The sequence below is a fragment of the Mycobacterium europaeum genome, from assembly GCF_002102155.1.
GTDB lineage: Bacteria > Actinomycetota > Actinomycetes > Mycobacteriales > Mycobacteriaceae > Mycobacterium > Mycobacterium europaeum.
Genome location: NZ_LQOU01000010.1, coordinates 148,897 through 174,942, shown reverse-complemented (window position 1 = coordinate 174,942; position 26,046 = coordinate 148,897). Strand labels below are relative to the sequence as shown.

Sequence of the window (26,046 nt, the reverse complement as noted above, 5' to 3'; positions counted from 1 at the left end):
GACTATATAATCAATCGCTTGATCACATCAAGGGCCCGGCGGAGTACCGCGGCGCCTGCCCGTGGCTACCGCCGGCGCCGGGCCGAGCAGCGTTCCCCGGATCAATTTCTTGGCCGCGTCCAGCGCGGCGTGATAGTCGCGCGGCGGCGACGTGGCCGCCAGTTCCGTCAACCCGTAGATGAGCGCGTAGACGGCCTCGACGATGCCGTTCCGGTCGGCCCGGTGCGCGAGTTCGCCCCGGCGGTAGGCATCGTCGACGACGCCCTCGATGAGCTCGCGGAACACCTGAAAGTCGGCCGCGAGCCGCGAGTCGCGGGCGACGGCGCCTTCGGCGCGGATCACCCACTCGAAGGCGGCGAGGTCGGGATACTCGCGCATCAGCCGGCCGGATTCGTCGAGCACCGCCTCGATCCGGTCGACGGCGGGCCCCGGGCGCGCGGCGGCCGCGCGCAACCGCGGCAGCGCGACGTCCGTGCGGGCGGCGATCGCGGCGTCGATCAGCTCCGCCTTGTTCGGAAAGTAGTTGTAGAGGCTGGCGCTGGTGACGTTCGCGGTGCGGGCGATCTCACGGATGGTGGCGCGCGCGTACCCCACCTCGGCCACACAGCGCATGGTGGCCGCGACGATCCGCTGTCGCGTCTCCTCGCCGCTGGCGCCGACCGGGCGCCCCCGTGGCGCCCGCGTCACCGTGCTGTGCCCACTCGCGCGTCCCCGTCCGCCGGTTCCCGGTGCCCGACACGGTCGAATATAATCGAGTGATCGATTAATTCCGGCTTCGCCGCGGAGGTGTGCAGTGCGTGATGGACGGAGTTGCGGCGGGCCGCCCGCCGCATGAGCGTCACGCCACCGCAATTGGGTCGGCCGGTGGGTGCCGACGGCGAACAGACGCGGGCCCGCATCATCACCGCTGCGATGCGATGCGTGGCCGAGAAGGGCTACTCGCGCACCACGATTCGCGAGATCGCCCGGGCCGCCGAGATGACCAGCGGCAGCTTGTACCACTACTTTCCGAACAAGTCCGAATTGCTGGACGCCGCCGTCGAAGACATCGAGCGGATAGCGGCGCCGCGGCTGCGGGCCGCCGCCGCGGGGTCCGGCGACGTCGTCGATCGCCTGGCGGCGGTGCTGGACGAGGCGAGCCGGCTGATGCGCGAGCATCCCCACCTGGCCGCCTTCGATCGCGCGGTCCGTGCGGAGAGCAACCAGCACCCCGGCCGCGGCCGGCCGATGTATCCCGGGCCGAAAGCCTTGCGCGACACCGTGGCCGAGGTCCTGGCCGACGCCAAGGCCCGCGGCGCCCTGCCCGCCGACACGGACGCGCGCGCCGCGGCCGACGCGATCTACGCGCTGACTCGCGGGCTGACGGAGCGGGCGGCGAGCCTGGGCCCGCAGGCTTACACGGCCACACTCGCCTCGGCCAAGGACTTGATCAGGGGGACGATTTTCGGGCACGCGGCCGGTGTCCGGCGATGAGCCTGCTCACCGCGCTGCGGCTGAACATGACCAACATCGCCGATCCGACGGCGCGCCAGGCCGACCGCTACCGGGCGGCGCTGGACATGGCCCAGTTCGCCGACGAACGCGGACTCACCGCGATCAGCGCGGAAGAACATCACCTGGCGGCCACAAGTTGGCTTCCGTCGCCGCTGGTTTTGGCGGCCGCCATCGCCGGACGCACCCGCACCGTGCGCATCAGCATCAACGCCCTGATCATCCCGCTCTATGAACCGATCCGGTTGGCCGAGGACATCGCCGTGCTGGACAACATCAGCCAGGGCCGTTTCAGTTTCGTGGCCGGCATGGGTTACCGGCCCGAGGAATATCACGCCGCGGGCAAGGAGTGGGCGCGACGGGCGGAGTTGATGGACCGCTGCTTGACGGTCTTGCTCAAGGCGTGGGGCGATCAACCCTTCCGTCATGGCGGGGTGCTGATCGACGTCACACCGAAGCCGCACACCCGTCCCCATCCGGTGTTCTTTGTCGGCGGCATGAGTGCAGCGGCGGCTCGGCGTGCGGCCCGCTTCGGGCTTCCCTTCTCACCACCGATGGCCATGCCCGAGGTGGAAGCGGTCTATGAGCGGGAGTTGCGCAACCACGGTAAGACGGGTTTCGTCTATCGCCCCGAGAGCGGCAGCAGGGTGACGCTGCTACACGCGGACCCCGACGAAGCCTGGTCGTGTCACGGCCCTTTCATCATGAACGAAGCCGCCGAGTACAGCGGCTGGAAGCGCGCCGGGGTTCCGCGGCCCAACGAAGCCGCCGCCACGTCGATCGAGGACCTGCGCCGGCTCAACCATGTCGAGATCCTCACCCCCGGCCAGCTGGTCGATCAAATCCGCGCCGGGAGAAAGGAGGTCGTGATGAACCCACTCATCGGTGGCCTGCCGATCGACGCGGGGTGGGCAAGCCTGCAGTTGCTGACGGACGAGGTTCTTCCCCACCTGTGACCTTCACCGCCGCAAGGGAATCGCGCGGAGCCCACAATGGTGAGCCCGATCGGCGCCGGGTCCGTGAGCGGGAATCGACCGGGCTTCGCCGAGAGCGCGGGAAGGCGGCGAAGTTGGGCGGCGGCCGCATCCCCGAGTTCACTCGAGGCGGTTCAGGGCCTCGATGATGTCGGCGACCTCGGTGCGGGTGGTGTAGTCGGGATGAACGTCGATCCACCGGACGGTCCCGGCGCTGTCGACGATCGTCACGGTCGGCATCGGCAACCCGTGCGTCCCGTCGGCATTGGCTTCCCGGAGCTCCAGGCCAAGGCTGCGCTGAGCGGCCCGGGCGTCGTCCGACGGTGCGGTGAGGACGCCCAGCCCCGCCGCGACGTGATTGCCCGGGTCGGACAGCACGGTGAAGCTCAACGCGTTCATCTCCTGCGACGACAACGAGCCGTCAGGCTTTTGCGGGCTGATGGCCACCAGAGCGACATCGCGCTGCGCCAGCACCGGCACCAATTGCTCCTGGTAGGCGCGCAGCGCCAGGTTGCAGTACGGGCACCATGCGCCGCGGTAAAGCACAACGACCGCACTGCGTCCACCGACGCTTCGGGCCAGGGTGGTGGGTTCGCCGTGCACGTCAAGGAGCTGCCCGTCAGGCATCGGGGTACCGGGCGCGGCGACGCCGGACGGCACGCCACCGTCCCGTAGCCGCGCCTGCTCGGCACCGAAGGCGTCGGCTACGTCTTTCGGCAGCTGGCCCGCCATCTCCTGCTGGAATCGCGCGACCCGCTCGGCGATCGTCACGTGATTGGTGTCGGCGGTACTGGTCATGAGGTCCTCACCCTTCGCATGTGTGCCGGCCTGCCGCACAACGACTTCCGGCACCGATTAGTAGACGCTTGCGGTCAGCATGCTGAATGCAAAATGGAGTGTCAACTCCAAAACCAGTAGATTGGGTGGAATCACTCCACGGAAAGGGGCTCCATGGCGCCGGTCCCGCACGACAAACTGACGGCGAAGGGCCGCGCAACCCGCGCGCGGATCGTCGCCGCCGCGTCGGAGTTGATGCTGCAGCGCGGTGTCGCGCGCACGACCATCGAGGACATCCAGGAAGCCGCGGCCGTCAGCACCTCGCAGATGTACCACTACTTCGCCGACAAGAGCGACCTGGTGGCCGCCGTCATCGACTTCCAGACCGACCGCGTGCTCGGCGTGCAGCACCTGGGTCTCGACCGCATCGAAAGCATCGAGGACCTGCGCCGGTGGCGCGACATCATGGTGAACCTGGTGCAGAGCTTGGGCTGCGCGGGCGGCTGCCCGATCGGCTCGATGGCCAACGAGCTCTCCGAAGCGGATCCCGTCGCACGTGCCCAGCTCGCCCGGTCATTCGCCCAGTGGGAGAACATGATTCACGACGGCCTGGCCGCAATCGCCGCGCGCGGCGAGTTGGCCGACGGAACCGACATCGAGCGCGTCGCATTGGCCATGCTCGCCGGCATTCAGGGTGGTTTGCTGCTCAGCCAGGTGCGTCGCGACACCGCGCCACTGGAAGCCGCGGTCGACACGATGATCGAACACCTCAGACGCCTCGGCATGCGGTGAGGCGCCTCGCGGCTTCAGCCGGCGTAACGATCGCGAAGTTTGGCCAGCGTCGCCTCGATGCCCGCGGCGTTGGCCTTCGTGGCGCCCATCAGGGCGTAGTAATTCAGCGCGTTCTTGATCGCACCGGCGTCGCGATAGTCGAACGTCTCGGTGACCCGCGTCCGGGTCGGTGACAGCGACTCGAACTCCCATCGCCACCGGTGACCCACCGGATGACGCCATTCGACCAGTTCGTTCGGTTTCAGGGCGGTCACCGTGCTGGTGATGCGGTACGGCAGGCCATACATCTTCATGTTCGTCGAAAACTTGGATCCGACAACCAATTCCGGTGGCGCCTTGATGTTGTCACGCACCGTCCCCGAACCGTCGAGTTCGCTGTGCCGCCGCGGATCGGCGGCCATCGCATACAGCTCGGCGACCGGCGCGGCCACTTCGACCGACCGGCATACCTGCCGCGGCCCCGCGTCGACAACGGTGACATCCACGATGGTTCCCTCCGATGGGCTGGCAAAGCGCATTCGACGCTACGCTTCGCCGGGGTGATCAGAAAGGACGTCAACAGCCGATGGCCCAGTCTTTATCGGGAAAGGTGGCGCTGATCACCGGCGCGGCGCGGGGGCAGGGTCGGGCGCACGCCGTACGCCTGGCCGCCGAGGGCGCCGACATCATCGCGGTCGACATCGCCGGGCCGTTGCCGCCGAGCGTCCCCTACGATTCGCCCACCCCCGACGATCTGGCCGAGACGGCGCGGCTGGTCGGCGCCGAAGGCAAGCGGGTCGTCACCGCGGCCGTCGACATCCGCGATCTGGACGCGCTCAAAGGCGCCGTCGCTCGGGCGGTCGGCGACCTGGGCCGCCTCGACATCATCGTGGCCAACGCGGGAATCTGCAGCCCCGCGCCCTGGGACCAGATCACGGCCGAGGCGTTTCGCGACACCATCGACACCAACGTGACCGGCACCTGGAACACGGTGATGGCGGGCGCCCCGCACATCATCGACGGCGGCCGCGGCGGATCGATCATCCTGATCGGGTCGGCCGCCGGCATCAACATGCAGTCGTTCATGGTCCACTACACGGCCAGCAAGCACGCCGTCGTCGGGATGGCGCGCGCGTTCGCCGCCGAGCTGGGCCGGCACAACATCCGCGTCAACAGTCTCAACCCCGGAGCGGTCGCGACGCCGATGGGCACCGGCCGGATGCGCGAGGCGCTGCAGGCGGCGGCCGACACGTACCCGCATCTGCGCGGCCTGCACAAGCCGCTGCTGCCCGAGGGGATTGCGCAGCCGGAGGACATCGCCGACGCCGTCGCCTGGCTCGCCTCCGACCAGTCCCGGTTGGTCACGGCCAGCCAGGTTTCGGTCGACATCGGCGTGGGCTACGTCTGATCCCGGGCCGGACCGATCCCGGCCGCGCGTTCGACACGGTCGACCAGGCACAATGGTGGTGCCCTCGTCGCCTGGGTCGGGCCCGGATCTTTTCCCTGACGCCTGCGTGCCCCGACGGCTCTGCGGGGGAATACCGCGGGGGGATGCGCACGTTGCATCGACGTATACCCCACCCGGGTATGAGGAAGGAAGACGATGGTCACCAGCGAATACCGCGTGGACGGGATGACCTGCGCCCACTGCGAGGCGGCGGTCAAGGACGAGGTCGGTCGCATCCCGGGGGTGGAGCACGTGGACGTCAGCGCCGACACGGGCAGGCTGGTGGTGACGAGTTCCGTCCCCATCGACGCGACGGCGATCCTCGGCGCCGTCGACGAGGCGGGCTACGAGGCCGTGTCGGTGGCATGAGCGCGGCGCCGGTGAACCATCTCGAGCTCGAGATCGCGGGAATGACGTGCGCATCGTGCGCCGCCCGGATCGAGAAGAAGCTGAACAGGCTCGACGGTGTCGCCGCGACCGTCAACTACGCCACCGAGAAGGCCGCGCTCACCGTCCCGTCGGGGTATGACCCGCAGCTGTTGATCTCCGCCGTCGAACAAGCCGGTTACACCGCGGCCCTGCCGCAACGGCGGGACGAACCCGCCCCCGGCAAGGCCGCGGACCCCGAACTGGGCGCGCTGCGCACCCGCCTGATCACCGTGACAGTGCTCGCCGGCCCGGTGATCGCCATGGCGATGATCCCGGGCCTGCAGTTCCGCTATTGGCAATGGGCGTCGCTGGCTTTGGCCGCACCGGTCGTCGTGTGGGGCGGCCGCCCCTTCCACGCCGCGGCCTGGGCCAACCTCCGACACGGCGCCGCCACCATGGACACGCTCGTCTCGATCGGGACGCTTTCGGCGTTCCTGTGGTCGCTGTATGCGCTGTTCCTGGGCACGGCGGGAGAGCCGGGCATGCGCGACGGCTTTGAGCTCACCGCCCGGGCCGCCGATGGCGGGCACAACATCTACCTGGAAGTCGCCGCGGGCGTGACCCTGTTCGTGCTGGCCGGGCGGTATTTCGAGCAGCGCTCCAAGCGGACGGCGGGCGCCGCGCTGCGCGCCCTGCTGGAGCTGGGAGCCAAGGACGTGGCGGTGCTGCGCGACGGCGCCGAGACCCGCATCCCCGTGGACCGTCTCGCGGTCGGGGACCAGTTCGTGGTGCGGCCTGGGGAGAAGATCGCCACCGACGGAATCGTGCTCTCGGGTTCCTCGGCGGTGGACGCCTCCATGCTCACCGGCGAATCCGTCCCCGTCGAGGTCGGCGCGGGCGACGCCGTCACGGGCGCCACCGTCAACGCCCACGGGCGCCTCGTCGTGCGGGCCACCCGGGTCGGCGACGACACCCAGCTCGCGCACATGGCCAAGCTGGTCGAGGAGGCCCAGTCGGGCAAGGCCGAGGTGCAGCGGCTGGCTGACCGCATCTCCGGCGTGTTCGTTCCCGTGGTCATCGGTATCGCGCTGGCGACGCTCGGCGCCTGGCTCGCGTTGGGCTCACCCGCCACGGCGGCCCTGACCGCGGCCGTCGCGGTGCTCATCATCGCCTGCCCCTGCGCGCTGGGCCTGGCCACCCCGACCGCCCTGCTCGTCGGCACGGGCCGCGCCGCTCAGCTCGGCGTGCTGATCAAAGGGCCCGAGGTGCTGGAGTCCACCCGCAAGGTCGACACCATCGTGCTCGACAAGACCGGCACGGTCACCACCGGCAAGATGACCCTGGTCGACGTGATCAGCGGGCCGGGCACCGACCGCGAGACGCTCCTTCGTTACGCCGGGGCGCTCGAGGACGCCTCCGAACATCCCATCGCACAGGCCATCGCCCGGGCCGCCAAAGCCGAGCTGCGCGCCCTGCCCGCGCCCGAAGGGTTTGCCAGCGTGGAGGGCAGCGGGGTGCGGGGCGTCGTCGACGGCCACAGCGTCGTGGTGGGGCGCGCCGGCCTGCTGGCCGATTGGGGTCAGCCCCTGGACGCCGCGTTGTCGGCGGGCAAGGCGCGAGCCGAGGACGAGGGCAAGACGGCGGTCGCCGTCGGCTGGGACGGCCACGCCCGCGGGGTCCTGGTCGTCGCCGACACCGTCAAGCCCACCAGCGCCGAAGCGGTTCGGCAGTTCAAGCGGCTTGGCCTCACCCCGATCCTGCTGACCGGCGATAACGGCACCGTCGCCAACCGGATCGCCGACCAGGTCGGCATCGGACAGGTCATCTCCGACACGATGCCCGCCGACAAGGTCGCCGCCGTCAAGCGGCTGCAGTCCCAGGGCAAGGTCGTGGCGATGGTCGGCGACGGCGTCAACGACGCCGCGGCGCTGGCGACCGCAGACCTCGGGGTGGCCATGGGCACCGGCACCGACGTCGCGATCCAGGCCGCCGACCTCACGGTCGCGCGCGGCGACCTGCGCGCCGCCGTGGACGCCATCCGGTTGTCCCGGCGGACACTGACCACCATCAAGGCCAACCTGTTCTGGGCCTTCGGCTACAACATCGCCGCGATCCCGCTCGCCGCGCTCGGCCTGCTGAACCCGATGCTCGCGGGCGCGGCCATGGCGTTTTCCAGCGTCTTCGTCGTCGCCAACAGCCTGCGGCTGCGCTCGTTCACCAGCGTGACGAACGCCTAGAACGCCACGCCCACCGCCGCGACGGCGGCCGGACGGGTGGGGCCGGTGTGGGATAGTTGTCTGCGACCCACCGCGTTCGAAAAGACCAGGGGTCGCCCCGCGCAGCGATCGACTCAGCAAAGGCAACGACCGTTGGACCAATTCTTCGGACGACTGTCCTTGCTGCACGGCTGGCTCCCACTGGCCGTGCAGGCCCTGACTTTGCTGCTGCTGATCATCGCGATCCAGTGGCGTGCGCGGCCCTGGCTCAAGCGGGTGCTGCCGGTGGCCCTGATCGCCGCCGTCGCGGTGACCGCGCTCGCCTATTGGTACATCACATCGCTCGGCGTGGCCGGCGACCCGGCGCCGACGGCGCTGTGGGTCTGGATCGCGCTGACCGGCCTGGCCGCCGCGGTCGTGTTGGTGGGCTGGCCGGGCGCGCGCTGGTGGCGCCGGGCGCTGGCGGTGCTGTCCGTACCCCTGTGCGTGCTGTGCGCGGGGCTGGCCCTGAACGGGTGGGTGGGCTACTTCCCCACCGTCTTGGCCGCGTGGAATCAGCTCACATCGGGCCCGTTGCCCAACGAGGTCGACCGGCTGCGGGTGACCGAGATGCAGGTCGCCGGCACCAGGCCCAGCAAGGGCGTGGTGGTGCCGGTGAACATCGACGACAACGCCTCGCACTTCCCCCACCGCCGGGAATTGGTCTATCTGCCTCCCGCGTGGTTCAACAGCAATCCGCCGCCTCGGCTGCCCGCGGTCATGATGATCGGCTCCGCTTTCAACACCCCCGGCGACTGGCTGGGCCCCGGCGGGGCCTTCACCGCGATCGACAACTTCGCCGCCGCCCACCACGGGTTCTCCCCGGTGCTGGTGTTCGTCGATCCCACCGGCTCGTTCGACAACGACACCGAGTGCGTCAACGGCAGCCGGGGTAATGCCGCCGACCACCTGACCAAGGATGTCGTGCCATTCGTCGTGTCGAACTTCGGCGTCAGGGCCGACCGTGCCAGCTGGGGCGTCGCGGGATGGTCGATGGGCGGGACCTGCGCGGTTGACCTGGCCGTCATGCATCCGGAGCTGTTCAGCGCGTTCGTCGACATCGCCGGTGACCGCAGCCCCAACGTCGGCCCCAAGGACCAGACGGTCGCCAAGCTGTTCGGCGGCAACCACACCGCCTGGGCCGCGTTCGATCCGCTCACGGTGATCGCGCGGCATGGTCGCTACACCGGGCTGTCGGGCTGGTTCGACGTCCCGGGGTCGTCGGAGCCGCGCAATGTGGCGCAGGAAGCCAACAGCACCGCCGGCGCTCCCGCGACCGACCCCGCGGCCAACCCGGAGGGCCAGGACGCCGCCGCCCACGCGCTGTGCGCCGCCGCCAGCGCCAACGGCGTCACCTGCGCCGTGGTCAGCCAGCCGGGCAGACACGACTGGCCGTTCGCCGCGCAGGCGTTCGCCGCGGCGCTGCCCTGGCTGGCCTCGACGCTGGGAACACCCGAAGCCGAGCCGGTGCAGCTACCCCTGCGCGGCGGAGAATCACGCTAGTTAACAAAATTCACAGCTGCCCCACCGGTCACGCCTCCGACATATCGCCCCTGGTAGTGGTACGGTTCGCTGCTGATGGCTGCGATGTTGCGCACGACGGGCGACCCCTCCGCGGGTCGGCTCGGTGCCCACCGCGCCGCGAATCACCTCGAGCCCGCCCCGCCCCGCGCCCCGAGATGAACCGCCGTCAGTTCCTGGGTTCGCTCGCCGCGTCGGTGGTCGCCGGCGTGGGCGCCGCCCGCCTGGTGGTCGACCCGCAGCCGCGGACGTTCGCCCAGGTACCGCCCGCTTCCGTCGCGGTATCCGGCCCCGCCGCCCCGACGGCGCTCCTGCCGCCCCCACCGCCCGACGCCCGCATCCCGCTGCCCGGCGGCGGCGCATTGATCAAGATCCCCGGCGAGGGCGATCTGCTGGCGCTGACCGTCGACGACGGCGTCAACAGCGAGGTGGTGCGCGCGTACACGCAGTTCGCCAAGGACACCGGCGTGCGGCTGACCTACTTCGTCAACGGCACCTATGACTCCTGGACCGAGAACAAGGAGATGCTGCGGCCCCTGGTCGAAAGCGGGCAGATCCAGCTCGGCAACCACACCTGGTCCCACCCGGACCTGACGACGCTGCCGAAAGACCAAATCGCCCAACAGCTTTCCCGCAACGACGAATTCCTCAAGAAGACCTACGGGGTCGGCGCCAAGCCGTACTGGCGGCCGCCGTACGCGAAGCGCAACGCCGCCGTCGACGCCGTCGCGGCCGACCTCGGCTACACGGTGCCGACGTTATGGTCGGGATCGCTGTCGGATTCGACGTTGATCACCGAGGACTACATCGTGCAGATGGCCGACCAGTACTTCACGCCGCAGGCCATCGTCATCGGGCACCTCAACCACCTCCCGGTCACGCACGTCTATCCCCAACTGGTCGACGTCATCCGCGAGCGAAACCTGCGCACCGTCACGCTCAACGACGTGTTCTTGAAGACGCCGTAGAGCGTCGCGAACCCGGAGAGGTGGCTACGGGACCCGGCATTCGGTTGCCGCTTCCGGTGTGATCACCACGTACGCCGGACTCGACTGGCGGTAATACCGCATCCGCCGCGGCCACAGCCGGAGGTGACTCACCTCTACGACCGCGAACCGTGGTTGCAGGTAGTAGCGCCAGGCAATTCGGGCAAGCACCGCAGGCGGCGGTACGCCCCGCACGGCCGTTGCCCGTCCCCGCACCACGAGCCGGTCGGAGCGTGACCCGCCCTCGCCGCCCAGCAGCATGGCGACCTGCGGGCAGGCTTGCACGTTGCGTACCGTCCAGGACGACGCCGAGGTGGTGGCATACCAGCGGCCGCGGTGCGCAACGAACCATAGCGGGACCGCGAACGGCGTGCCCTTGGGCGAGCGGGTGGCGAGCAGCATGACCCACGAATTGTGCACGGCCGCTTCAACGTTCAAAGACGGGACGGGATGAACATCGTCGTGCCCGTCGGCAACCGAGGCGGATACCCGCGGCGGTGCCGGTGTCGCCGGCCGTGTCGGCACCTCACGGAGGGAGCCGTAGTCCCAGGCCACGATCCGCCTAGGGACGACCCGATAGGTGCGATCTCCCATGGCCTCGGCCGTCCCCCGGACGGTCAGCGAACGCAGCCGAAACCACTGTGGACCGTCGTCGGCGACCACGACGACCTTGCGATCGGTGAGCTCCGGGCCGCCGGCCGGGACACGAACGACGCGCGGCGACAACGCGGGATCGGCACGTTGGTCCAGCCTGACGGCGGCCGGCAGGACAACGATCTCGTCGTCGACGGTGGCAGCCAGCGCCGCCCGCGGCGGAGAAAGCGCCAAGTCGGCCACCGCGCTCGCCTCGACGTCTCGAGTGATCACGAAGTGCCCTCCCGACAACAGCGCCCCAGAAGCACAGTATGCGCGTCACGGCCGGAACAACGCCGGCGCCGGGGTCGGCTGTCGATAGTCAGAACTGACTATCGACCCGCCCCGATCCCCGCGATTACCTTGAGACCATGGCGCAGTGGGTGCCGCCCCCGCTCCCGGCCGAATTGATCGCTCGTCGCCGCGGCGCGCTCGTGGGTCGCGGCGCGGAACTCGCGGTGTTCGAACAGGCCTGGGAGCGCGTCGAGCGGGGCAATCGCCAGGCCATCTTCATCGGCGGCGAGCCCGGGGCCGGCAAGACGCGGCTGGCCGCGGAGGTCGCCGGAACGCTGCACGAGCACGGCGTCGCGGTGCTGGTGGGCAGTTCGACGGCCGACGAGGATCTGCCCTATGCGCCCTTCGCCGAAGCGCTCGATCGGCTGTTGATCACCGGTCCGCCGGGCGCGCTGGCCGAACCGCTGGGCGACGCGGGGCCGCAGCTGCGGCGGCTGTCGCCGCAGGTGGTTCGGCATTTGCCCGACACAGGCCCGGCCCCGGACCACGGTTCGCCGCGGCATGCCCTCTTCCACGCGATGACCGGCTTCCTGCGGCGGCTGGCGGTCGATCGCCCGATCGCGTTGATCCTCGACGACCTGCACTGGGCCCAGCTTCCGACGCTGGCGTTACTCGAGCACGTGCTGATCGGCTGCGCCGATGTCCGTGTGCTGGTCGTGGTCACCTTCCGCACCACCGAGCCCGACCGGTCCGACGACCTGGCTACGCGGCTGGCCGAGCTGCACCGGTTCGACGGCGTGCGGCGCCTGGACCTCGCCGGCCTGGACACCGAGGCGATCGCCGAATTCGTAGCGCGCACACAGCAACTCGCCCCGGCGTCGGCGCGTACGGCCGCCGCCTTGCTGCGCGAGCGAACCGGCGGCAATCCGTTCTTCCTCACCGAACTCGTCAACGAGCTTGAACTCCGCGGCGGCCTTGCCACGCTGGGCACGCAGCACACGGTCCCCGCGTCGATCGGCGACGCCATCGCCCGCCGCCTGGCCGGGCTGGGCAGCGGCGTGCGCGCGGTCATCGAACAGGCCGCGGTGCTGGGCCAGACGTTCGACCTGCCAGCGTTGATCTCGACGAGCGGGACGGAGGCCGGCGCGACGCTGGCGGCCATCGATTCGGCCGAGGCCGTCGGGTTGGTGCGCGCCGTTCACGACTCCGACGGTGAATTCGCCTTCGTGCACGCGTTGACCCGAGAAGCGGTGCTGACCGGGATGGCCGCCTCGCGGCTGCGGGTCATGCATGCGCGCGCCGGGGAGGCCCTCGAGGGGCGCGGCGACCCGGCGCTCGTCCCGCGCCTGGCCAACCACTACCTGCGCGCGCACGTGCTCGGCTACCACGAGCAGGCGTTGCGGTACGCGCGTCGGGCGGCCCGCATGGCCGAGCAGAGCCTGGCCTACGAGGACGCGGCGACGTGGTTCGAGCGGGCGGCGTCGCTGCCGGAGCTCACCCTGGCGGACCGGGCCAGGCTGCAGCTCGACGCGGCCGCCAACCACGTGCGCGGTGGCTCGTTCGCACGGGCGCGGTCCATCTACGAGCGCATCGGCGCGACCGACGATCCGCTCATGCGCCTGGAGGCGGCCGTCGGCTACGAAGAGGCCAATTGGCGTCCCGGGCAATCGAATTCGAAGGCCGCGGACTTGTTGGCGTCGGCTCTGGAAGCGTGCGGGCTGCGCGCCGAGGACCCACGCTATGTGCAGGCGCTCGGCAGCCTCGGTCGGGCGCTGTCCTTCGCCGGCGAAGCGGCGCGGGCCCGCGAGGTCGGCGCCGACGCGATCGAGCGCGCGCGGTCCGTCGGCGACGCGGCGGTACTGCTGCACACGCTGAAAACCAGCCTGTGGCAAGGCCTCACCCCGGAGATGAGCGAGATCCAAACCGAGCGCGCGGCCGAGGTATCCCGCATGGCGCTATCGCGCCGCGACTACGAGTCGTTGGGCGCGGCATCGCATTTCCACGCCCAGGTCAGCTACCTGGCGGGCCGGCCCGACGGCCTCGCCGCCGCGACCGCCGATATGCGGCGAGCGGCGCAGAGCTGCGGTCAATCCGCCTTCGGCTTCGTCGGCGCGTGCATCGAGCAGGCGCTGGCCTATCTGGGCGGCGACTTCCCCGGTGCCGAACGATGGGCCGACATCGCCTTGCGCACAGGCGGTTTGTTCGGCGCCGACGACACCGAGGGCTCCAACGGGGTCCAGATGTTCATGATTCGCCGCGAGACCGGCGATTTGAAGCGGTTCGGGGGGTTTGTCGACGGCAGTGAGGCGTTCACCGGCCGCTGGGTGCCGGGTCTGCTCGCCCTGTACACCGAGCTGCGGTGCGAGCGCGGCATGACCCGTGCGCTCAGCCAACTGCTCAACCGCAACCTCGGCGACCGCCTGGAGGATGCGCAGTGGCCGATGGAACTGGTGTTCATGGTCGAGGCGGCGCTGCAGCTCGGCGATCTCGACGCGGTCCGGGCGCTGCACCCGTTCGTCGCGCGTTACGCCGGAAAGAACTTGGTGGCCGGGCAGTTCGTGGCGCTGTTCGGCAGCGCGGACCGGTACCTGGCCCGCATGGCCGCGCTCTGCGGGGACCGCGCGGCGGCCGACCGGCACTTCGCCGCGGCGATCGAGATGGACCGCCGGATGGGCTCGGTGGTTCACATCAGTGAGACCCTGGCCCGGCACGCGGTGTTCGCCGCGTCCTGCGGACGCACCGACGATGCCCGCCGCCTGGCCGGCGAGGCACGCGCCATCGCCGGTGCGGTCGGCCAGACGCGGGTCGCCGACCTCGCGGATTCGGTGCTCGCCGCGCCTGCCGTGGGCCCGGACGGCCTGACCGAGCGGGAGGTCGAGGTGCTGCGGCTGCTCGCTGAGGGGTTGAGCAACCGGGCGATCGGCGAACGCCTTTTCATCAGCACCAACACCGCGGCGAACCACGTGCGCAACATCCTCATCAAGACCGGGGCGGCCAACCGCACCCAGGCGGCGATGTACGCCGCCGATCACGAGCTGCTCGGGTAGTGCCGCGTCAGATGTCGGACAGGGCCCCGTCCGGCATCACGCGGTCTTTCACCTCGACGACGGCGTCGGCGGGCAGGCCCGCCCGGGCGGCCGCGGACCTGATGGCCTCCGGGGACGGCGCCTCGTAGAGGCAGTACGTCTTGCGTTTGTCCGCCGACAGGAAGGAATACATCCAGCGAACGCCCTCCAGGTCGTTGATCCGGTTGATACCGTCGGCAACTTCGAGGCTGGGTTCCAATTCCTCGGCGAAGTTGCGCTCGACCATGAAGATGGGCACGGCGGACTCCTGTCACTGTCTTGGGTCGAGCCTAGGCCGTCGACGACGGTGAGGACACGGATATTTTCGGCGGACGTCACTCCCCCGCCGGCTCGGTCTGACCGGCGAGCAACGTCTGTAGGATCTCCCGCAACTCGGCCAGTCGCCGCCGTCCCAGCAGCTGCTCCCAGCGCGTCTCCAAATCGACTGCGTTCGAACGCATCACACTCAGTGCCCGCCGGCCGCGCGGCGTCAGCTCGATGATCCGGGTCCGCGCGTCCAGGGGGTTGGGTGCCCGGGTGACGTAGCCGTGCCGCTCCAGGCCGGTGATCGCCTGGGCCACCGCCTGCCGGCTCACCTGCAGTCGGTCGGCCAGATCCGACGCGTGCAGCCCGCCGGCCGCCAACGGGACGAGGGCGACCGCTTGCGCCGGGCGGATCCCATCGAGCCCCGCTTCGGCAAACGCCGCCCGCAAGCGCGGCGCACCCGAGGCGGCCACCAGGTTCACCAGCGCCGGCACGGTCGGCTGCCAGTCGGCATCCGCAGGACGTCGCATGGGAAAGAGTGTGCCACCTCCCCCACGATTGACAAGTACCTTGTCAACACCGCGGGCGGCTGCCACGATGGCGGTCATGCGATCGCGTTGCGCTCGGGTCATCAGCTTGTGCCTCGTCGCGGCCCTGGCCGCCGCGCTCGGCGGGTGCCTGGGCGGCGGACATGCGCGGGGAACGCCGGGCGCACAATCGATTCCCGTCGGTCAGTCCACCCAGAGCATCGAGGTGGGCGGCGGCAGCCGGACCTTTCACCTGTATCGGCCCGCGGGTTTGACCGAGGCGGCGCCGCTGGTGGTGATGCTGCACGGCGGCTTCGGCACCGGTGAGCAGGCCGAGCGGGCCTACCACTGGGACGCCGAGGCGGATTCCGGGCGATTCCTGGTGGCCTACCCCGACGGCCTCAACCGCGCCTGGAACGCCGGCACCTGCTGCGGTGAACCGCAGCGCGTGAACGCCGACGACGTCGGTTTCATTGCGACCATGGTCGGTGCCATCGAACAACAGATGCCCATCGATCGCGCCCGCGTCTACGTCACCGGTATGTCGAACGGCGCCATGATGGCGCTCCGCCTGGGCTGCCAGTCCGACCTGTTCGCCGCGATCGCCCCGGTGGCCGGCACGCTGCTGACGGACTGCTCCCGGGCGCGGCGCGCATCGCTGCTACAGATCCACGGCACGGCCGACGACCGGGTGCCCTACGACGGCGGCCCGGGGAAGGCGTTCTCGCTCAACGGGACTGCGCGGGTGGACGGGCCGTCGGCGCAGTCCGTCAACGCCACCTGGCGCGCCATCGACGGGTGCGCCCCGCCGAGTACGAGCACCTCCGGCGACGTGACGACACAGACCGCCGGATGCGCGGACGGGCGCACGGTCGAGTTGATCTCGGTGGCCGGCGCGGGCCATCAGTGGCCGGGCGGCGAGCCCAGCCCGCTTGCCGAGCGGGTCGCGGGCATCCCCGCACCCTCGACGGCCCTGGACGCCACCGACACCATCTGGCGGTTCTTCGCGCAGAACCATCGTTAGGGCGCGGCGGATCTCTAAAATTTTAGAGAACGCCCTTCCACCGGCGGCCCCCGGTTGTTACCGTTCCGTAATGCGCCGGGTTGGGGGAGCCTTCGCCGTCCTACTGGTCATCGCCTCGGCGCTGGCCGGCCTGTCGAACGCGGGCAGCGCCCGCGCCGACGGCGGGGACGAACCGCAATACGCGGAGTTCTACACGCCCCCCGACCCGTTACCGCCCAGCCGGCCTGGAGACCTGATCCGCACCGAGCCGTCCCGACTGGTGCTGGAGCCGTCGGGCCAGCTGGGCGCGATCATGGCCACCGGGACACGAATCATGTACCGCAGCACCGATACCCGGGGGAACCCGATCGCGGTCACCGGCACCTACTTCGAGCCCTACAACGACTGGCCGGGCCGCGGGCCGCGCCCCTTGATCAGTTACGCGCCGGGCACCCAAGGCCAGGGCAATCAGTGCGCCCCGTCGCGAATGTTCAACCAGGGGATCCACTATTCGGGTGGCTGGGACATCATGTTCAACTACGAGGAGCTGTTCGTAGCGACCATGGTCGCCCGCGGTTTCGCCATCGTGATGACCGACTACGAGGGCCTCGGCACCACCTCCATGCACACCTACGTGGGCCGGGTGGCGGAGGGACAGGCCGTGCTCGATGCCGCCCGGGCCGCCATGAAGCTGCCGGGCACGTCGCTGGATCCCCATGGGCCGGTGGCGTTTTGGGGCTACTCGCAGGGCGGGGGCGCGACGGCGTCGGCGGCCGAGCTGGCGTCGGGCTATGCCCCCGATCTCCACATCGTGGGCACCTACGCCGGGGCGCCGCCGGCCAACCTCAAGGAGCTCCTTCCGTACGCGGACGGCAGTGCCCTGGTCGGTGTCGTCGGGTACGCGCTCAACAGCGTCATGGCCGCCTATCCCGAGTTCGCCGACGTCATCCGTTCCAAGATGACCCCCCGCGGGCTGGCAATGCTCGAATCCGTCTCGCGTCAGTGCGTCGGACAAACCCTGCTGGACTTCATGTTTCGCCATATCCAGCCGTACTTCACCGAAGACATCAATCAACTGGTCAACGAGGAGCCGTTCAACACCATGTTCGAAGACCAGCGGATCGGGCGCTATCGGCCCAACGCCCCGGTGCTGATCAACAGCAATCGCTACGACCCGCTGGTGCCCTGGACGGCGGCCAACCAACTCGGTCGGGACTGGTGCGCCCAGGGCGCCGACGTGGAGTTCCGCACCAACGAGGAGCCGCCGTTCCTCAACAAGCTCGTGATCAACCATGCCCTGCCGATGCTCGTCGACGGGGAGCCGGCCATGCAGTGGATCGCCGCCCGCTTCAACGGAGAACCGACCGCGCCCAACTGCGGTCAGTTTTAGACTGGACCGATCGCAGCACGCAGAAAGCACAATGCGCCCGAGCGGCGCCGCCAGCTCGCCGACGCCGCGATCGATCTGCTGGGCACCAACGGAGTCCACGGCGTCAGCCACCCCCGGGTCGACGATCGCGCCGGCGTGCCGGCCGGCACCGCGTCGTTCTACTTCCGGACCCGCAAGGCGCTGCTACACGCGGCCGCGGCGCGGGTGGCCGAGCTCGACGTGGCCGACTTTTCCCGGATGGCCGAGCTCGCCGGCGATCCAGCAATGCAATTCACCGGCACGGCGGGGCTGGCCCGCATCGTCATGTACGTCAACAGCGAGCCCTGGCTGACCCGCGCCAGGGCACGCTACGAGCTCGCGTTGCTCGCCGGCCGGGACGCCGAACTGGCGACCACCCTGGACGAGTCCGCGGAGCGGCTCTACACCCTGGCCCGCGACGTCGTCGCCCAATGGCATCCCGACGGCAGCGCGCCCGAGCCGGCGCTGGTCGAAGACCAGGCGATCGCCACGCTGGCCTTCATCAACGGGATCATGCTGACGTTCGTCGCGGGGCAGCCGGCCGTCGACAACGCCGACCACCTCGACCGGCTCCTCCAGGGCGTCATCGCGGGCGTCGCCGCGGTCCGGCCCGACTGACGGTCCCGGGGGCGCCGCCGGTCTCCGGTGGTGTGAGCTGACGTTCAAGCGCTCCGGTGATGTCGGTGGTGGTCACCGCGAGGGCGGTCATGAAGTCGACGAGCCGCGGTCGACTCACATCGATCCGGCCCCGATACCACTGGGTGGTCAGCTCGAGCAGACCGCCGACGACCGTCAGCGCGGTCAGCTTGACGCTTGCCTCACTCCCGGCGGCGTCCCCGAGCAGCGCGCCCATCTGCCCCACCATGACCTCGGTGAGCACGTCGATCACTTCATCTCGACGGCCGGCGAGCGCTTCGGCCGATTGCAGCTCGATCAGAAGCCGTGCGCGGCGCGGGTCCTCGTCGATGAAGGCGAAGGCGAATTCGATCACCGCCCGAGCGCGGGGTGCGATCTCGGGTGGCGACTCCGCGACCGTTGCCATGATCCCGGTCAACGCACGATTGAACTGGTCCTCGAAAGTTGCGATCAGCAACTCATGGCAATCGCGAAAGCTCTCGTAAAAATAGCGGTCGTTGAGTCGGGCGCGGGCGCTGACCGCCCGCACGCGGAGGTTGCCCACCCCCTGCTCGGCAATGGTGTCGAACGCGGCCTCGATGAGTTGCCCACGGCGCTGATCGCGGCGTTGATCGGCGGTTAGGCCGCGGTGCACTGCCATGCAAGCCGGCTCCTCTCACCTGACTCGCGGACTTGCGCCCGCGAGCTCTTTGGTGAAGTATCTCACCAAAGCAGTTTGGTGAACCACTTCACCAAACAACCGTAGGGGGACCGGTGAGACGGGGGAGCTTTTCGGCGATCGATGTGCGCTGCTTCGGGCAGGACCATGTCGAGAGCCCGTGCGGGGGATCGTCGTCGCCGAGGGGACTGCGGTGACCGCGTCCGTCGATGCCCCGCGACGGATCTCGCGCCGCGGCGGCCCGCCGCCCGAACACGCCAGCGAATACAGCACGCGTCTTGCCGCATTGGGCGGATTCGCGGTCCGGCGCAAAGGTTTCGTGATCGGCGCGTGGGTCGGCGTGGCGGTGATCCTCGCGATCGCCTTCCCGCAGCTGGAGACCGTCGTGCGCCGGCAATCGGTCCAGCTGCTGCCCACTGACGTGGCGTCGTTTCAAGCGCTCGACCGCATGGCGGCGGCGTTCGACGAACGGGGCGCGAAGACCTCGATCGTCGTCGCGATGGAAGACCCTGCGGGACTGGCCCCACCGGCGCGGCACCGCTACAACGCGCTCGTTGCCGCGCTGCGCGCCGACAAAGCGCACGTTCTGCTGGTGCAGGATCTGATCGCCGACCCGAGCACCCGAGCGCACGCGGTGAGCAAAGACGGCAAAGCGTGGTTCCTGCCGGTCGGAATCGCAGGCACGCTTGGGGATCCAACGTCCGCCGAATCCGTCGACGCCGTCCGCGCGCACGTGTCCTCCGCGTTCGCCGGATCCTGTACCGTCGCCCACGTCACCGGCCCGGCGGCGACATTCCGCGATCAGATCGCATCGGGCGAGCACGAATTGCTCTTCATCTCGATTGCGACCGCCGCCCTCATCGCGCTCATCCTGTTGTTGGTCTATCGGTCGGTGGCCACCGCCCTGTTGCCACTGTTGGTGATCGGCGCCAGCGTGGGCGTCGGCCGAGGCGTGCTTTCGGCACTCGGTGAATTCGGCGTCCCGGTCTCGCAATTCACCATCGCATTCATGACCGCGGTGCTCCTGGGTGCCGGCACCGACTACAGCGTGTTCCTGATCAGCCGCTATCACGAGCAGCGACGCCGCGGCCATGCCGCGGAGGAGGCCATCGTCCACGCCTGCGGCAGCATCGGCCGCGTCATCCTGGCCTCGGCGGCAACCGTCGCTTTGGCGTTGGCGTCCATGGTGTTCGCCCACCTGAGCGTCTTCCAGGGGGTCGGGCCCGCCTGCGCCATCGCCGTGCTGATCGGGTTCCTGGCCACGGTTACCTTGCTCCCCCCGCTGTTGGCACTCGCAGCCAAACGCGGCATCGCCGAGCCCCGCGCCGACCTGTCGCGCCGGTACTGGAACCGGATCGCCGTGTTGGTCGTACGACGGCCCGTACCGCTGCTGGCCGCGAGCCTCGTGGCATTGCTTGCCCTCGGGCTGGTCGCGGTCACCATGACGATCAGCTACGACGACCGCCGCGGACAACCCGCCGGCACCGCCAGCAATGAGGGTTACCAGCTGCTGGATCGGCACTTCCCCAAAGACACCGTCATCAACGAATTCCTGCTCGTGCAGTCGGGCACCGACATGCGCACCGCCCGAAGCCTCGCCGATCTCGACGCGCTGGCCTCGCGGATCGCGCAACTCCCCGGGGTCACTCGGGTCGCCGGTGTCACCCGCCCCACCGGGAATCGCCTCGACCAGGCGCAATTGTCTTGGCAGAACGGGCAAATCGGCGACAAGATGGCCAACGCTGTTGCCGACGGGCAGGCACACCGTGACGACCTGGACAAACTCACCAACGGAGCCGATCAGCTCGCGGCCGGCCTGGGCCGGCTGGACACCACCTTGCGTCGTGCACTGGCGCCGCTGACCGATCTCTTGAGCCGGACCGGAGAGCAGAATCTGCAGGGCGCCCGCGCCCTGCTGCAACAGCTCGACGCGACCGCACCCGCCGTGGATCAGGCCGCGCGGACCGGCGCGGGACTGCGCCCGCTCGCCCAACAAGCCGCCACCGCGATCGCGGCGATCGCACCCCTTGTCGACAACCTCGACACCTCGCCCTGGTGTGCCACCACGCCGCAGTGCGCGCAACTGCGCGATGAGACTCACGTGCTCGTCACACTGCGCAACGGTGGATTCTTCGACCAAGTCGGCAATCTCGGTGACCAGCTCGGCCAAACCACCACCCTCTCGGCCGCACTCACCGGCATCCAGAGCGCCGCCACCACGATGCAGCAGGCGGCCGGTTCCAGTGGTGAACCCGCGGACCTGATCGGCACCATCCACCGCCTGCAAGACGGCATCGCCCGACTCGCATCGGGAGCCCAGGCGCTCGCCGGCGGGGTACATACCCTTGCCGACAGCAACATTCGACTACTCGGCGGCATGAGCCAAATCGCGGCACAGCTGCAGAATTCCGCACGCGCCACGTCGGGATCAGACTCCGCGTCCGGTTTCTATCTACCCCAGGCCGCGTTCGAGAACCACCAATTCAGCGACATGGCAAGGCATTTCATCTCCACTGACGGACGCACCGCCCGCTTCGCCATCACATCGTCATACGATCCCTACTCCGCGGAAGCGATGGCCCTGAATCGCCGGATCATCGATACGGCCAACGCCGCCCGGCCAAATACCTCGCTGGACAACGCCACGGTCTCCATGGCCGGTTTCACCGCGGTCAATTCCGACCTGCAGCACCTGCTGTCCGCCGACTTCGGCCGCCTGGCCACCGCCACCCTGCTGATCGTCGGCGTCGTCTTGATGCTGCTGCTGCGCGCCGTGGTTGCCCCGCTCTACCTGCTGGGCACCGTGGTGCTGAACTATTTCGCCGCACTGGGCCTGGGAGTGCTGGTATTCCAGCACGGCTTCGGCCACGCCATCGCGTGGCCCGTCCCGCTTTTGGCGTTCATCCTGCTGATCGCGGTCGGCGCGGACTACAACATGCTGGTGATCTCCCGGTTGCGCGAAGAGTCCGCTCGCAACATGCGGGTCGGCGTCCTGCGCACGGTGGCCAGCACCGGGTCCGTGATCACCTCGGCGGGCCTGATCTTCGCCGCCAGCATGTTCGGGCTGATGATCGGATCGCTCGACATGATGGTCCAGGCCGGATTCGTCATCGGTTGTGGGCTCCTGTTGGACACCTTCGTGGTGCGAACCCTCACGGTCCCCGCTATCGCCACCCTCTTGCGGGAGCGGAGCTGGTGGCCGCAGCGAGCACGCCCCGGGTCATCCGTTCAGCATCCCGTCGATCAGCCGGTGTAGCACCTGACGCGTCTCCCGGCGCATGCGCTTCGGATCGTCGGCAGTGGCGATCAGCATGGCGGCCTCGTCGAGCGCGCCGATCAGCACGTGCGCCAGCGGCCGCACCGGCTGCTTGGCCAACTGGCCGGCCCGGATGGCCTCGGTGAGCAACTGTTCGGTCATGCCCAGGCTGTATCGCTGGGCAACATCGCGAAAGCCGGCCCAGCCCAGCACACTCGGGGCGTCCAGCAACATCAGCTGGCGCACCTCGGGATCGCCGGAGACCTCCAGCCACGCGTCGACGGCGGCCCGGATCGCGTCCGCCGGTGTGGTCGCTCCCGATTCGGCCACCAGCGTGCCCATCCGGGCCATCACATCCTGCTCCACGGCTTCGACGACCTCACGGAAAAGCGCTGCCTTGTCGGCGAATTGGTGGTACATCGCCCCGCGCGTCACCCCCGCGGTGGTCGCGATCTCCGGCGTCCCCACCTCCGCGTAGCCCCGCATTCCCCAGAGCCTGCGGGCAGCGGCGATCAGCGCAACGCGGGTCGCCGCGGAACGCTCTTCCTGAGTCCGTCTCTTGCTTTCCATACAACCTGTTGGTAACTTACGAACAGACAGTCTGTTTGTAAATGCGCCTCGAAGTAGGAGTCTTCTATGCCGACGATCGACATTAGCGCCGGAACCATCCATTACGAAGCAACCGGACCCGACAACGGCAGGCCGGTGGTCTTCGTGCACGGGTACATGATGGGGGGCGAGCTGTGGCGCCGGGTCGGCGAACGCCTCGCCGACCTCGGGCTGCGCTGCATCGCCCCGACTTGGCCGCTGGGCGCCCATCCGGAACCGTTGCGCCGCGGCGCCGATCGCACCATCACCGGGGTCGCGGGCATGGTCGCCGAGGTGCTGGCCGCTCTCGACCTCGAGGACGTGGTGCTCGTCGGCAACGACACCGGCGGGGTCATCACCCAGTTGGTCGCCGTCCACCACCCCGAGCGGCTCGGCGCGCTGGTGCTCACGAGTTGCGATGCGTTCGAACACTTTCCACCGCCTATCCTCAAGCCGGTGATCCTGGCGGCCAAGTCGAAGGCGACCTTCCGGGCCGTGGCGCAGGCCATGCGATTGCGGGCCGCACGCAAGCGCGCGTTCGACGGGCTGGCCCACCGCAACATCGATGAGCTCACCGAGGCCTGGGTGCGCCCGGGCCTGTCCGACCCCCGCATCGCCGAAGACCTGCGCCGGTTCACGTTGTCGATGCGCACCGAGGTGACGACGGGCGTGGCGGCCCGGCTGCCCGAGTTCGGCAAGCCCACTCTGATCGCGTGGTCGGCCGACGACGTGTTCTTCGAGCAGGAGGATGGCGTCCGGCTGGCCGCCACCATCCCGCACGCGCGCCTGGAGGTCATCGAGGGGGCCAGGACGTTCTCGATGATCGACCAGCCGGACCGGCTGGCCGACCTGTTGTCGACGATCGCGGTGCGCACGTAACCACCCGCACCGCGCGGCGGTAGCGTCTTGCCCATGTCAGATGCGACACCACCGCTACGCGGCCGGCGAATCCTGGTCACCGGCGGAGCGACCGGAATCGGCGCGGCCGCCGTGGGAGCCCTCACCGAGGCCGGGGCCGAGGTCGCCGCCACCTATCACCGGACCCCGCCACCGGACGGTCTCGCGGCCACCTGGCTGCAGTGCGACGTGCGCGACGCGGACGCGGTCTCGGCGATGGTGCGAGCGGCCGCCGACCACCTCGGCGGGCTCGACGTGCTGGTGAACGCCGCAGGACTGTGGCAGGCCGGGATCCCCGGCTACATCGGCGTCGACGAGATCTCGTTCCTGTTGGACACCAACGTCAAGGCGACCATCCTGACCAACCAGGCCGCCTACGCCGTCATGAAGGACCAGGACCCCACGGGCGGGCGGATCATCAACTTCGGCTCGTCGGAAGCCGTTATGGGCAGCCCGATCTCGGCCGTCTACGCCGCGACCAAGGGCGCCGTGCAGGCGTGGACCCGGTCGGCCGCCAAGGCCTGGGCCGCAGACAAGATCACGGTCAACGCGCTGGCGCCGGCGGTGCAGACGGCCGGCGCCGACCGGCTGCGCGAGTTCCTCGGCCCCGACGCGAGCGCGTTGATCGACCAGCAGATGCAGATGATGATCCCGTTGGGCGGGACACTCGGCGACCCCACCCGCGATCTCGGCCCCATGCTGGTCTTCCTCGCCGGCCCGGGTTCCGGGTTCATCACCGGACAACTGCTGGCCGTCGATGGCGGCCTGATGATGGTGGGCGGCTAGCGGCGGGCAGCGCGGTCAGTGGTCGCCTCGCCGGCTCCGGCAGTGGGCCGAGTCTGGACAGTCTCCGGACGGCCGCCCGCGGAAACCGGCTATAGAGCAGCTGGCGGATTTAGCACCAGACGGACGGGATGATTGAGCTACGTCGTACCGGCTGCCGACGCCATTGACGCCGATATCCACCAATAGCGCCGAAAACCCCGCGCGGGCCACATAGACTCGCGAAGCGGTGATTCGTGCTAGCTCGCCGAAGAACGCACCAGAGCCGCTGTCCCCGGGAGACGGCGGCTCGTTGAAGGGGCGCCACTGACGTCTCGCTTTAGATGCTCCGCGCACAACATCATCACGAGGTACACCAAAAGCCCAGTGATCGGAGACCCCATTACATGGCTACCATCGACGCACCGGCAGCAACCGGCGACACAGCGGCCAAGCCGGTTGATCAACAATGGCTAGGCCGCAACGCTAGTAAAGCGGTTACGGCGCTCCAATATCTCTGGTTTATGACCGTCACATTGGGGTTGAAGGCGATCAACTTGACTGTTCCCAGGAGATTCTCACTGGTAGAGACAACACCGTTCATCGATCCCACCCAGTTCGAATGGCACGAGCACATCACATCCGAAATTAGCAAGGTTCAAGCCGAACTCAAGACTCTGCTATCTGCGCCAGAGATCATTCCGAACCATCAAGACATCATCGAGACGATAGCGTCGATTTCAAACGACGACAAGTGGCTTAGCTATTTCTTCTACATCTACGGCCAGCGTTTCGATAAGCAGTGCAATGAATGCCCCGACACGGCTCGATTGCTGCAGAACATCCCGGGAATGAAGACCGCATTTTTCTCCATTCTGTCGCCCGGAAAGACGATTCCCCCGCATCGAGGGCCTTACCAGGGGGTCATGCGCTATCACCTGCCACTCTTGGTGCCCCAGCACGGTGAATGTGGAATCCGGGTCGGCGACCAGACCGCCTCTTTTCACGAGGGCATGGCGCTGATGTTCGATGACACCTACGAGCACGAGGTGTGGAACCAGACCGAGGAGACCCGCGTCGTGCTGTTTCTTGACATCATGCGACCGATGAAGTTCCCGTTCAACAAGTTCAACTCCGCAATGATGGCGCTGATGGGCAAGTCGCCCGTTGTGCGACGAATGCAGAAGAGGCAATCTGCGTTTGATCGAACTCTCGCAGACCGACGCGTATATCCGTAGGGCGAGGAAGTCTGGTGCAGGGTGCAGTCCCAATTGCTCACCGCAACGCTTCCGGGCACATCCATGACGGCGCTCGTAGCGGTCAGCACCGGCGGTTGCCAGGCCGCACCACTTCCCCGCGCAGAATTCGAGCCATGTCGCGCAAGCCGATGATCGTTGTCGGCGATAGCCCAGTGGGCCTGGCCGCTGCTGTGGACTTCGCCCGGTTCAATGTTGCCAGCGCTGTGTTGAACAGCGCGATCGATGTTGTGGCGTCCTGAAGGCCCCTTCGGTAGGCGAACTACGG

25 protein-coding genes are annotated in these 26,046 nt (G+C 68.9%); 17 read left to right on the top strand and 8 right to left on the bottom strand.

The window, feature by feature from the left end; all coding sequences use genetic code 11:
* Positions 1 to 27: 27 nt before the first annotated feature.
* Positions 28 to 687, bottom strand: a complete 660-nt coding sequence (locus AWC03_RS04850; RefSeq protein WP_085239373.1) for a TetR/AcrR family transcriptional regulator — start codon at positions 685 to 687, stop codon at positions 28 to 30.
* A 144-nt stretch (positions 688 to 831) separates the two neighbouring features.
* Here AWC03_RS04850 and AWC03_RS04845 point away from each other — a divergent pair, with 144 nt between their 5' ends.
* Entirely contained in the window at positions 832 to 1,473 is a 642-nt protein-coding gene (locus tag AWC03_RS04845; protein ID WP_085239520.1) for a TetR/AcrR family transcriptional regulator, read from the top strand.
* Positions 1,470 to 2,447 carry an LLM class flavin-dependent oxidoreductase gene (locus AWC03_RS04840; protein ID WP_085239372.1) on the top strand — a complete coding sequence of 326 codons (978 nt, stop codon included), beginning with the start codon at positions 1,470 to 1,472 and terminating at the stop codon, positions 2,445 to 2,447. Before AWC03_RS04845 ends, AWC03_RS04840 begins: the two co-directional genes overlap by 4 nt.
* Before the next feature lie 138 nt (positions 2,448 to 2,585).
* Here AWC03_RS04840 and AWC03_RS04835 read toward each other — a convergent pair whose 3' ends face one another.
* Complete coding sequence (locus tag AWC03_RS04835; RefSeq protein ID WP_085239519.1) at positions 2,586 to 3,263, bottom strand: peroxiredoxin-like family protein; 678 nt, start codon at positions 3,261 to 3,263, stop codon at positions 2,586 to 2,588.
* Positions 3,264 to 3,416: 153 nt separating this feature from the next.
* Between AWC03_RS04835 and AWC03_RS04830 the strand changes: the two genes are divergently transcribed.
* A complete protein-coding gene (locus AWC03_RS04830; protein WP_085239371.1) occupies positions 3,417 to 4,034 on the top strand; it encodes a TetR/AcrR family transcriptional regulator in 618 nt (205 codons plus the stop codon).
* A 14-nt stretch (positions 4,035 to 4,048) separates the two neighbouring features.
* Here AWC03_RS04830 and AWC03_RS04825 read toward each other — a convergent pair whose 3' ends face one another.
* A complete protein-coding gene (locus AWC03_RS04825; protein WP_085239518.1) occupies positions 4,049 to 4,519 on the bottom strand; it encodes an SRPBCC family protein in 471 nt (156 codons plus the stop codon).
* Between the two features lie 80 nt (positions 4,520 to 4,599).
* Here AWC03_RS04825 and AWC03_RS04820 point away from each other — a divergent pair, with 80 nt between their 5' ends.
* From AWC03_RS04820 to AWC03_RS04800, 5 genes are all read left to right on the top strand, one after another.
* Complete coding sequence (locus AWC03_RS04820; protein WP_085239370.1) at positions 4,600 to 5,421, top strand: mycofactocin-coupled SDR family oxidoreductase; 822 nt, start codon at positions 4,600 to 4,602, stop codon at positions 5,419 to 5,421.
* A gap of 195 nt (positions 5,422 to 5,616) precedes the next feature.
* A complete protein-coding gene (locus AWC03_RS04815; RefSeq protein WP_085239369.1) occupies positions 5,617 to 5,829 on the top strand; it encodes a heavy-metal-associated domain-containing protein in 213 nt (70 codons plus the stop codon).
* On the top strand, positions 5,826 to 8,066 hold the full coding sequence (locus AWC03_RS04810) for a heavy metal translocating P-type ATPase (RefSeq protein WP_085239368.1): 2,241 nt from the start codon (positions 5,826 to 5,828) through the stop codon (positions 8,064 to 8,066). Before AWC03_RS04815 ends, AWC03_RS04810 begins: the two co-directional genes overlap by 4 nt.
* Before the next feature lie 132 nt (positions 8,067 to 8,198).
* Entirely contained in the window at positions 8,199 to 9,587 is a 1,389-nt protein-coding gene (locus tag AWC03_RS04805) for an alpha/beta hydrolase (RefSeq protein WP_085239367.1), read from the top strand.
* Positions 9,588 to 9,763: 176 nt separating this feature from the next.
* Positions 9,764 to 10,573, top strand: coding sequence for a polysaccharide deacetylase family protein (locus tag AWC03_RS04800; protein ID WP_085239366.1), 810 nt, complete (start codon positions 9,764 to 9,766; stop codon positions 10,571 to 10,573).
* Positions 10,574 to 10,597: 24 nt separating this feature from the next.
* Here the strand turns inward: AWC03_RS04800 and AWC03_RS04795 are convergent, their stop codons facing one another.
* Complete coding sequence (locus AWC03_RS04795) at positions 10,598 to 11,458, bottom strand: pyridoxamine 5'-phosphate oxidase family protein (RefSeq protein WP_085239365.1); 861 nt, start codon at positions 11,456 to 11,458, stop codon at positions 10,598 to 10,600.
* Positions 11,459 to 11,595: 137 nt separating this feature from the next.
* Between AWC03_RS04795 and AWC03_RS28080 the strand changes: the two genes are divergently transcribed.
* Positions 11,596 to 14,505 (top strand): helix-turn-helix transcriptional regulator, encoded by a 2,910-nt coding sequence (locus tag AWC03_RS28080; RefSeq protein WP_085239364.1) that lies wholly within the window; start codon positions 11,596 to 11,598, stop codon positions 14,503 to 14,505.
* Between the two features lie 7 nt (positions 14,506 to 14,512).
* Here AWC03_RS28080 and AWC03_RS04785 read toward each other — a convergent pair whose 3' ends face one another.
* Together AWC03_RS04785 and AWC03_RS04780 are read right to left on the bottom strand one after the other, a co-directional pair.
* The gene (locus tag AWC03_RS04785; RefSeq protein WP_085239363.1) at positions 14,513 to 14,782 is read right to left on the bottom strand and encodes a DUF4242 domain-containing protein; all 270 of its coding nucleotides are present in this window, start codon (positions 14,780 to 14,782) and stop codon (positions 14,513 to 14,515) included.
* A gap of 76 nt (positions 14,783 to 14,858) precedes the next feature.
* Complete coding sequence (locus AWC03_RS04780; RefSeq protein WP_085239362.1) at positions 14,859 to 15,317, bottom strand: MarR family winged helix-turn-helix transcriptional regulator; 459 nt, start codon at positions 15,315 to 15,317, stop codon at positions 14,859 to 14,861.
* Positions 15,318 to 15,393: 76 nt separating this feature from the next.
* On the opposite strand from AWC03_RS04780, the gene AWC03_RS04775 reads away from it, so the two are divergent.
* The 3 genes from AWC03_RS04775 to AWC03_RS04765 all read left to right on the top strand — a co-directional run bounded on the left by AWC03_RS04775 (position 15,394) and on the right by AWC03_RS04765 (position 18,343).
* The gene (locus tag AWC03_RS04775; RefSeq protein WP_085239517.1) at positions 15,394 to 16,338 is read left to right on the top strand and encodes an extracellular catalytic domain type 1 short-chain-length polyhydroxyalkanoate depolymerase; all 945 of its coding nucleotides are present in this window, start codon (positions 15,394 to 15,396) and stop codon (positions 16,336 to 16,338) included.
* 70 nt (positions 16,339 to 16,408) lie between these two features.
* Complete coding sequence (locus AWC03_RS04770; protein WP_211279208.1) at positions 16,409 to 17,707, top strand: lipase family protein; 1,299 nt, start codon at positions 16,409 to 16,411, stop codon at positions 17,705 to 17,707.
* Positions 17,708 to 17,782: 75 nt separating this feature from the next.
* Positions 17,783 to 18,343, top strand: coding sequence for a TetR/AcrR family transcriptional regulator (locus tag AWC03_RS04765; protein WP_085239361.1), 561 nt, complete (start codon positions 17,783 to 17,785; stop codon positions 18,341 to 18,343).
* On the opposite strand, the gene AWC03_RS04760 is transcribed toward AWC03_RS04765, so the two are convergent.
* Complete coding sequence (locus tag AWC03_RS04760; protein ID WP_085239360.1) at positions 18,309 to 19,001, bottom strand: TetR/AcrR family transcriptional regulator; 693 nt, start codon at positions 18,999 to 19,001, stop codon at positions 18,309 to 18,311. The genes AWC03_RS04765 and AWC03_RS04760 overlap by 35 nt on opposite strands.
* 241 nt (positions 19,002 to 19,242) lie before the next feature.
* Between AWC03_RS04760 and AWC03_RS04755 the strand changes: the two genes are divergently transcribed.
* The gene (locus AWC03_RS04755) at positions 19,243 to 22,275 is read left to right on the top strand and encodes an MMPL/RND family transporter (protein ID WP_249025828.1); all 3,033 of its coding nucleotides are present in this window, start codon (positions 19,243 to 19,245) and stop codon (positions 22,273 to 22,275) included.
* Here AWC03_RS04755 and AWC03_RS04750 read toward each other — a convergent pair.
* Positions 22,240 to 22,845 (bottom strand): TetR/AcrR family transcriptional regulator, encoded by a 606-nt coding sequence (locus tag AWC03_RS04750; RefSeq protein ID WP_085239358.1) that lies wholly within the window; start codon positions 22,843 to 22,845, stop codon positions 22,240 to 22,242. The two genes, AWC03_RS04755 and AWC03_RS04750, sit on opposite strands and share 36 nt — an antisense overlap.
* A gap of 66 nt (positions 22,846 to 22,911) precedes the next feature.
* On the opposite strand from AWC03_RS04750, the gene AWC03_RS04745 reads away from it, so the two are divergent.
* The 4 genes from AWC03_RS04745 (at position 22,912) to AWC03_RS28075 (ending at position 26,020) form a co-directional block, all read left to right on the top strand.
* Positions 22,912 to 23,742 (top strand): alpha/beta fold hydrolase, encoded by an 831-nt coding sequence (locus AWC03_RS04745; protein WP_085239357.1) that lies wholly within the window; start codon positions 22,912 to 22,914, stop codon positions 23,740 to 23,742.
* A 33-nt stretch (positions 23,743 to 23,775) separates the two neighbouring features.
* Complete coding sequence (locus tag AWC03_RS04740; RefSeq protein ID WP_085239356.1) at positions 23,776 to 24,546, top strand: SDR family NAD(P)-dependent oxidoreductase; 771 nt, start codon at positions 23,776 to 23,778, stop codon at positions 24,544 to 24,546.
* A 383-nt stretch (positions 24,547 to 24,929) separates the two neighbouring features.
* Positions 24,930 to 25,760: an aspartyl/asparaginyl beta-hydroxylase domain-containing protein gene (locus AWC03_RS04735; RefSeq protein WP_158089948.1), complete on the top strand. Its 831-nt coding sequence runs from the start codon at positions 24,930 to 24,932 to the stop codon at positions 25,758 to 25,760.
* Positions 25,761 to 25,894: 134 nt separating this feature from the next.
* A complete protein-coding gene (locus tag AWC03_RS28075) occupies positions 25,895 to 26,020 on the top strand; it encodes a hypothetical protein (RefSeq protein WP_276328771.1) in 126 nt (41 codons plus the stop codon).
* The last annotated feature ends 26 nt before the right edge of the window (positions 26,021 to 26,046 follow it).

Excerpts from the sequence above, each read along its gene's own strand:
- AWC03_RS04845 (WP_085239520.1), top strand. The coding sequence starts at position 832 with ATGAGCGTCACGCCACCGCAATTGGGTCGGCCGGTGGGTGCCGACGGC.
- AWC03_RS04840 (WP_085239372.1), top strand. The coding sequence starts at position 1,470 with ATGAGCCTGCTCACCGCGCTGCGGCTGAACATGACCAACATCGCCGAT.
- AWC03_RS04835 (WP_085239519.1), bottom strand. The coding sequence starts at position 3,263 with ATGACCAGTACCGCCGACACCAATCACGTGACGATCGCCGAGCGGGTC.
- AWC03_RS04830 (WP_085239371.1), top strand. The coding sequence starts at position 3,417 with ATGGCGCCGGTCCCGCACGACAAACTGACGGCGAAGGGCCGCGCAACC.
- AWC03_RS04820 (WP_085239370.1), top strand. The coding sequence starts at position 4,600 with ATGGCCCAGTCTTTATCGGGAAAGGTGGCGCTGATCACCGGCGCGGCG.
- AWC03_RS04815 (WP_085239369.1), top strand. The coding sequence starts at position 5,617 with ATGGTCACCAGCGAATACCGCGTGGACGGGATGACCTGCGCCCACTGC.
- AWC03_RS04810 (WP_085239368.1), top strand. The coding sequence starts at position 5,826 with ATGAGCGCGGCGCCGGTGAACCATCTCGAGCTCGAGATCGCGGGAATG.
- AWC03_RS04800 (WP_085239366.1), top strand. The coding sequence starts at position 9,764 with ATGAACCGCCGTCAGTTCCTGGGTTCGCTCGCCGCGTCGGTGGTCGCC.
- AWC03_RS28080 (WP_085239364.1), top strand. The coding sequence starts at position 11,596 with ATGGCGCAGTGGGTGCCGCCCCCGCTCCCGGCCGAATTGATCGCTCGT.
- AWC03_RS04780 (WP_085239362.1), bottom strand. The coding sequence starts at position 15,317 with ATGCGACGTCCTGCGGATGCCGACTGGCAGCCGACCGTGCCGGCGCTG.
- AWC03_RS04775 (WP_085239517.1), top strand. The coding sequence starts at position 15,394 with ATGCGATCGCGTTGCGCTCGGGTCATCAGCTTGTGCCTCGTCGCGGCC.
- AWC03_RS04770 (WP_211279208.1), top strand. The coding sequence starts at position 16,409 with ATGCGCCGGGTTGGGGGAGCCTTCGCCGTCCTACTGGTCATCGCCTCG.
- AWC03_RS04760 (WP_085239360.1), bottom strand. The coding sequence starts at position 19,001 with ATGGCAGTGCACCGCGGCCTAACCGCCGATCAACGCCGCGATCAGCGC.
- AWC03_RS04750 (WP_085239358.1), bottom strand. The coding sequence starts at position 22,845 with ATGGAAAGCAAGAGACGGACTCAGGAAGAGCGTTCCGCGGCGACCCGC.
- AWC03_RS04745 (WP_085239357.1), top strand. The coding sequence starts at position 22,912 with ATGCCGACGATCGACATTAGCGCCGGAACCATCCATTACGAAGCAACC.
- AWC03_RS04740 (WP_085239356.1), top strand. The coding sequence starts at position 23,776 with ATGTCAGATGCGACACCACCGCTACGCGGCCGGCGAATCCTGGTCACC.
- AWC03_RS04735 (WP_158089948.1), top strand. The coding sequence starts at position 24,930 with ATGGCTACCATCGACGCACCGGCAGCAACCGGCGACACAGCGGCCAAG.
- AWC03_RS28075 (WP_276328771.1), top strand. The coding sequence starts at position 25,895 with ATGTCGCGCAAGCCGATGATCGTTGTCGGCGATAGCCCAGTGGGCCTG.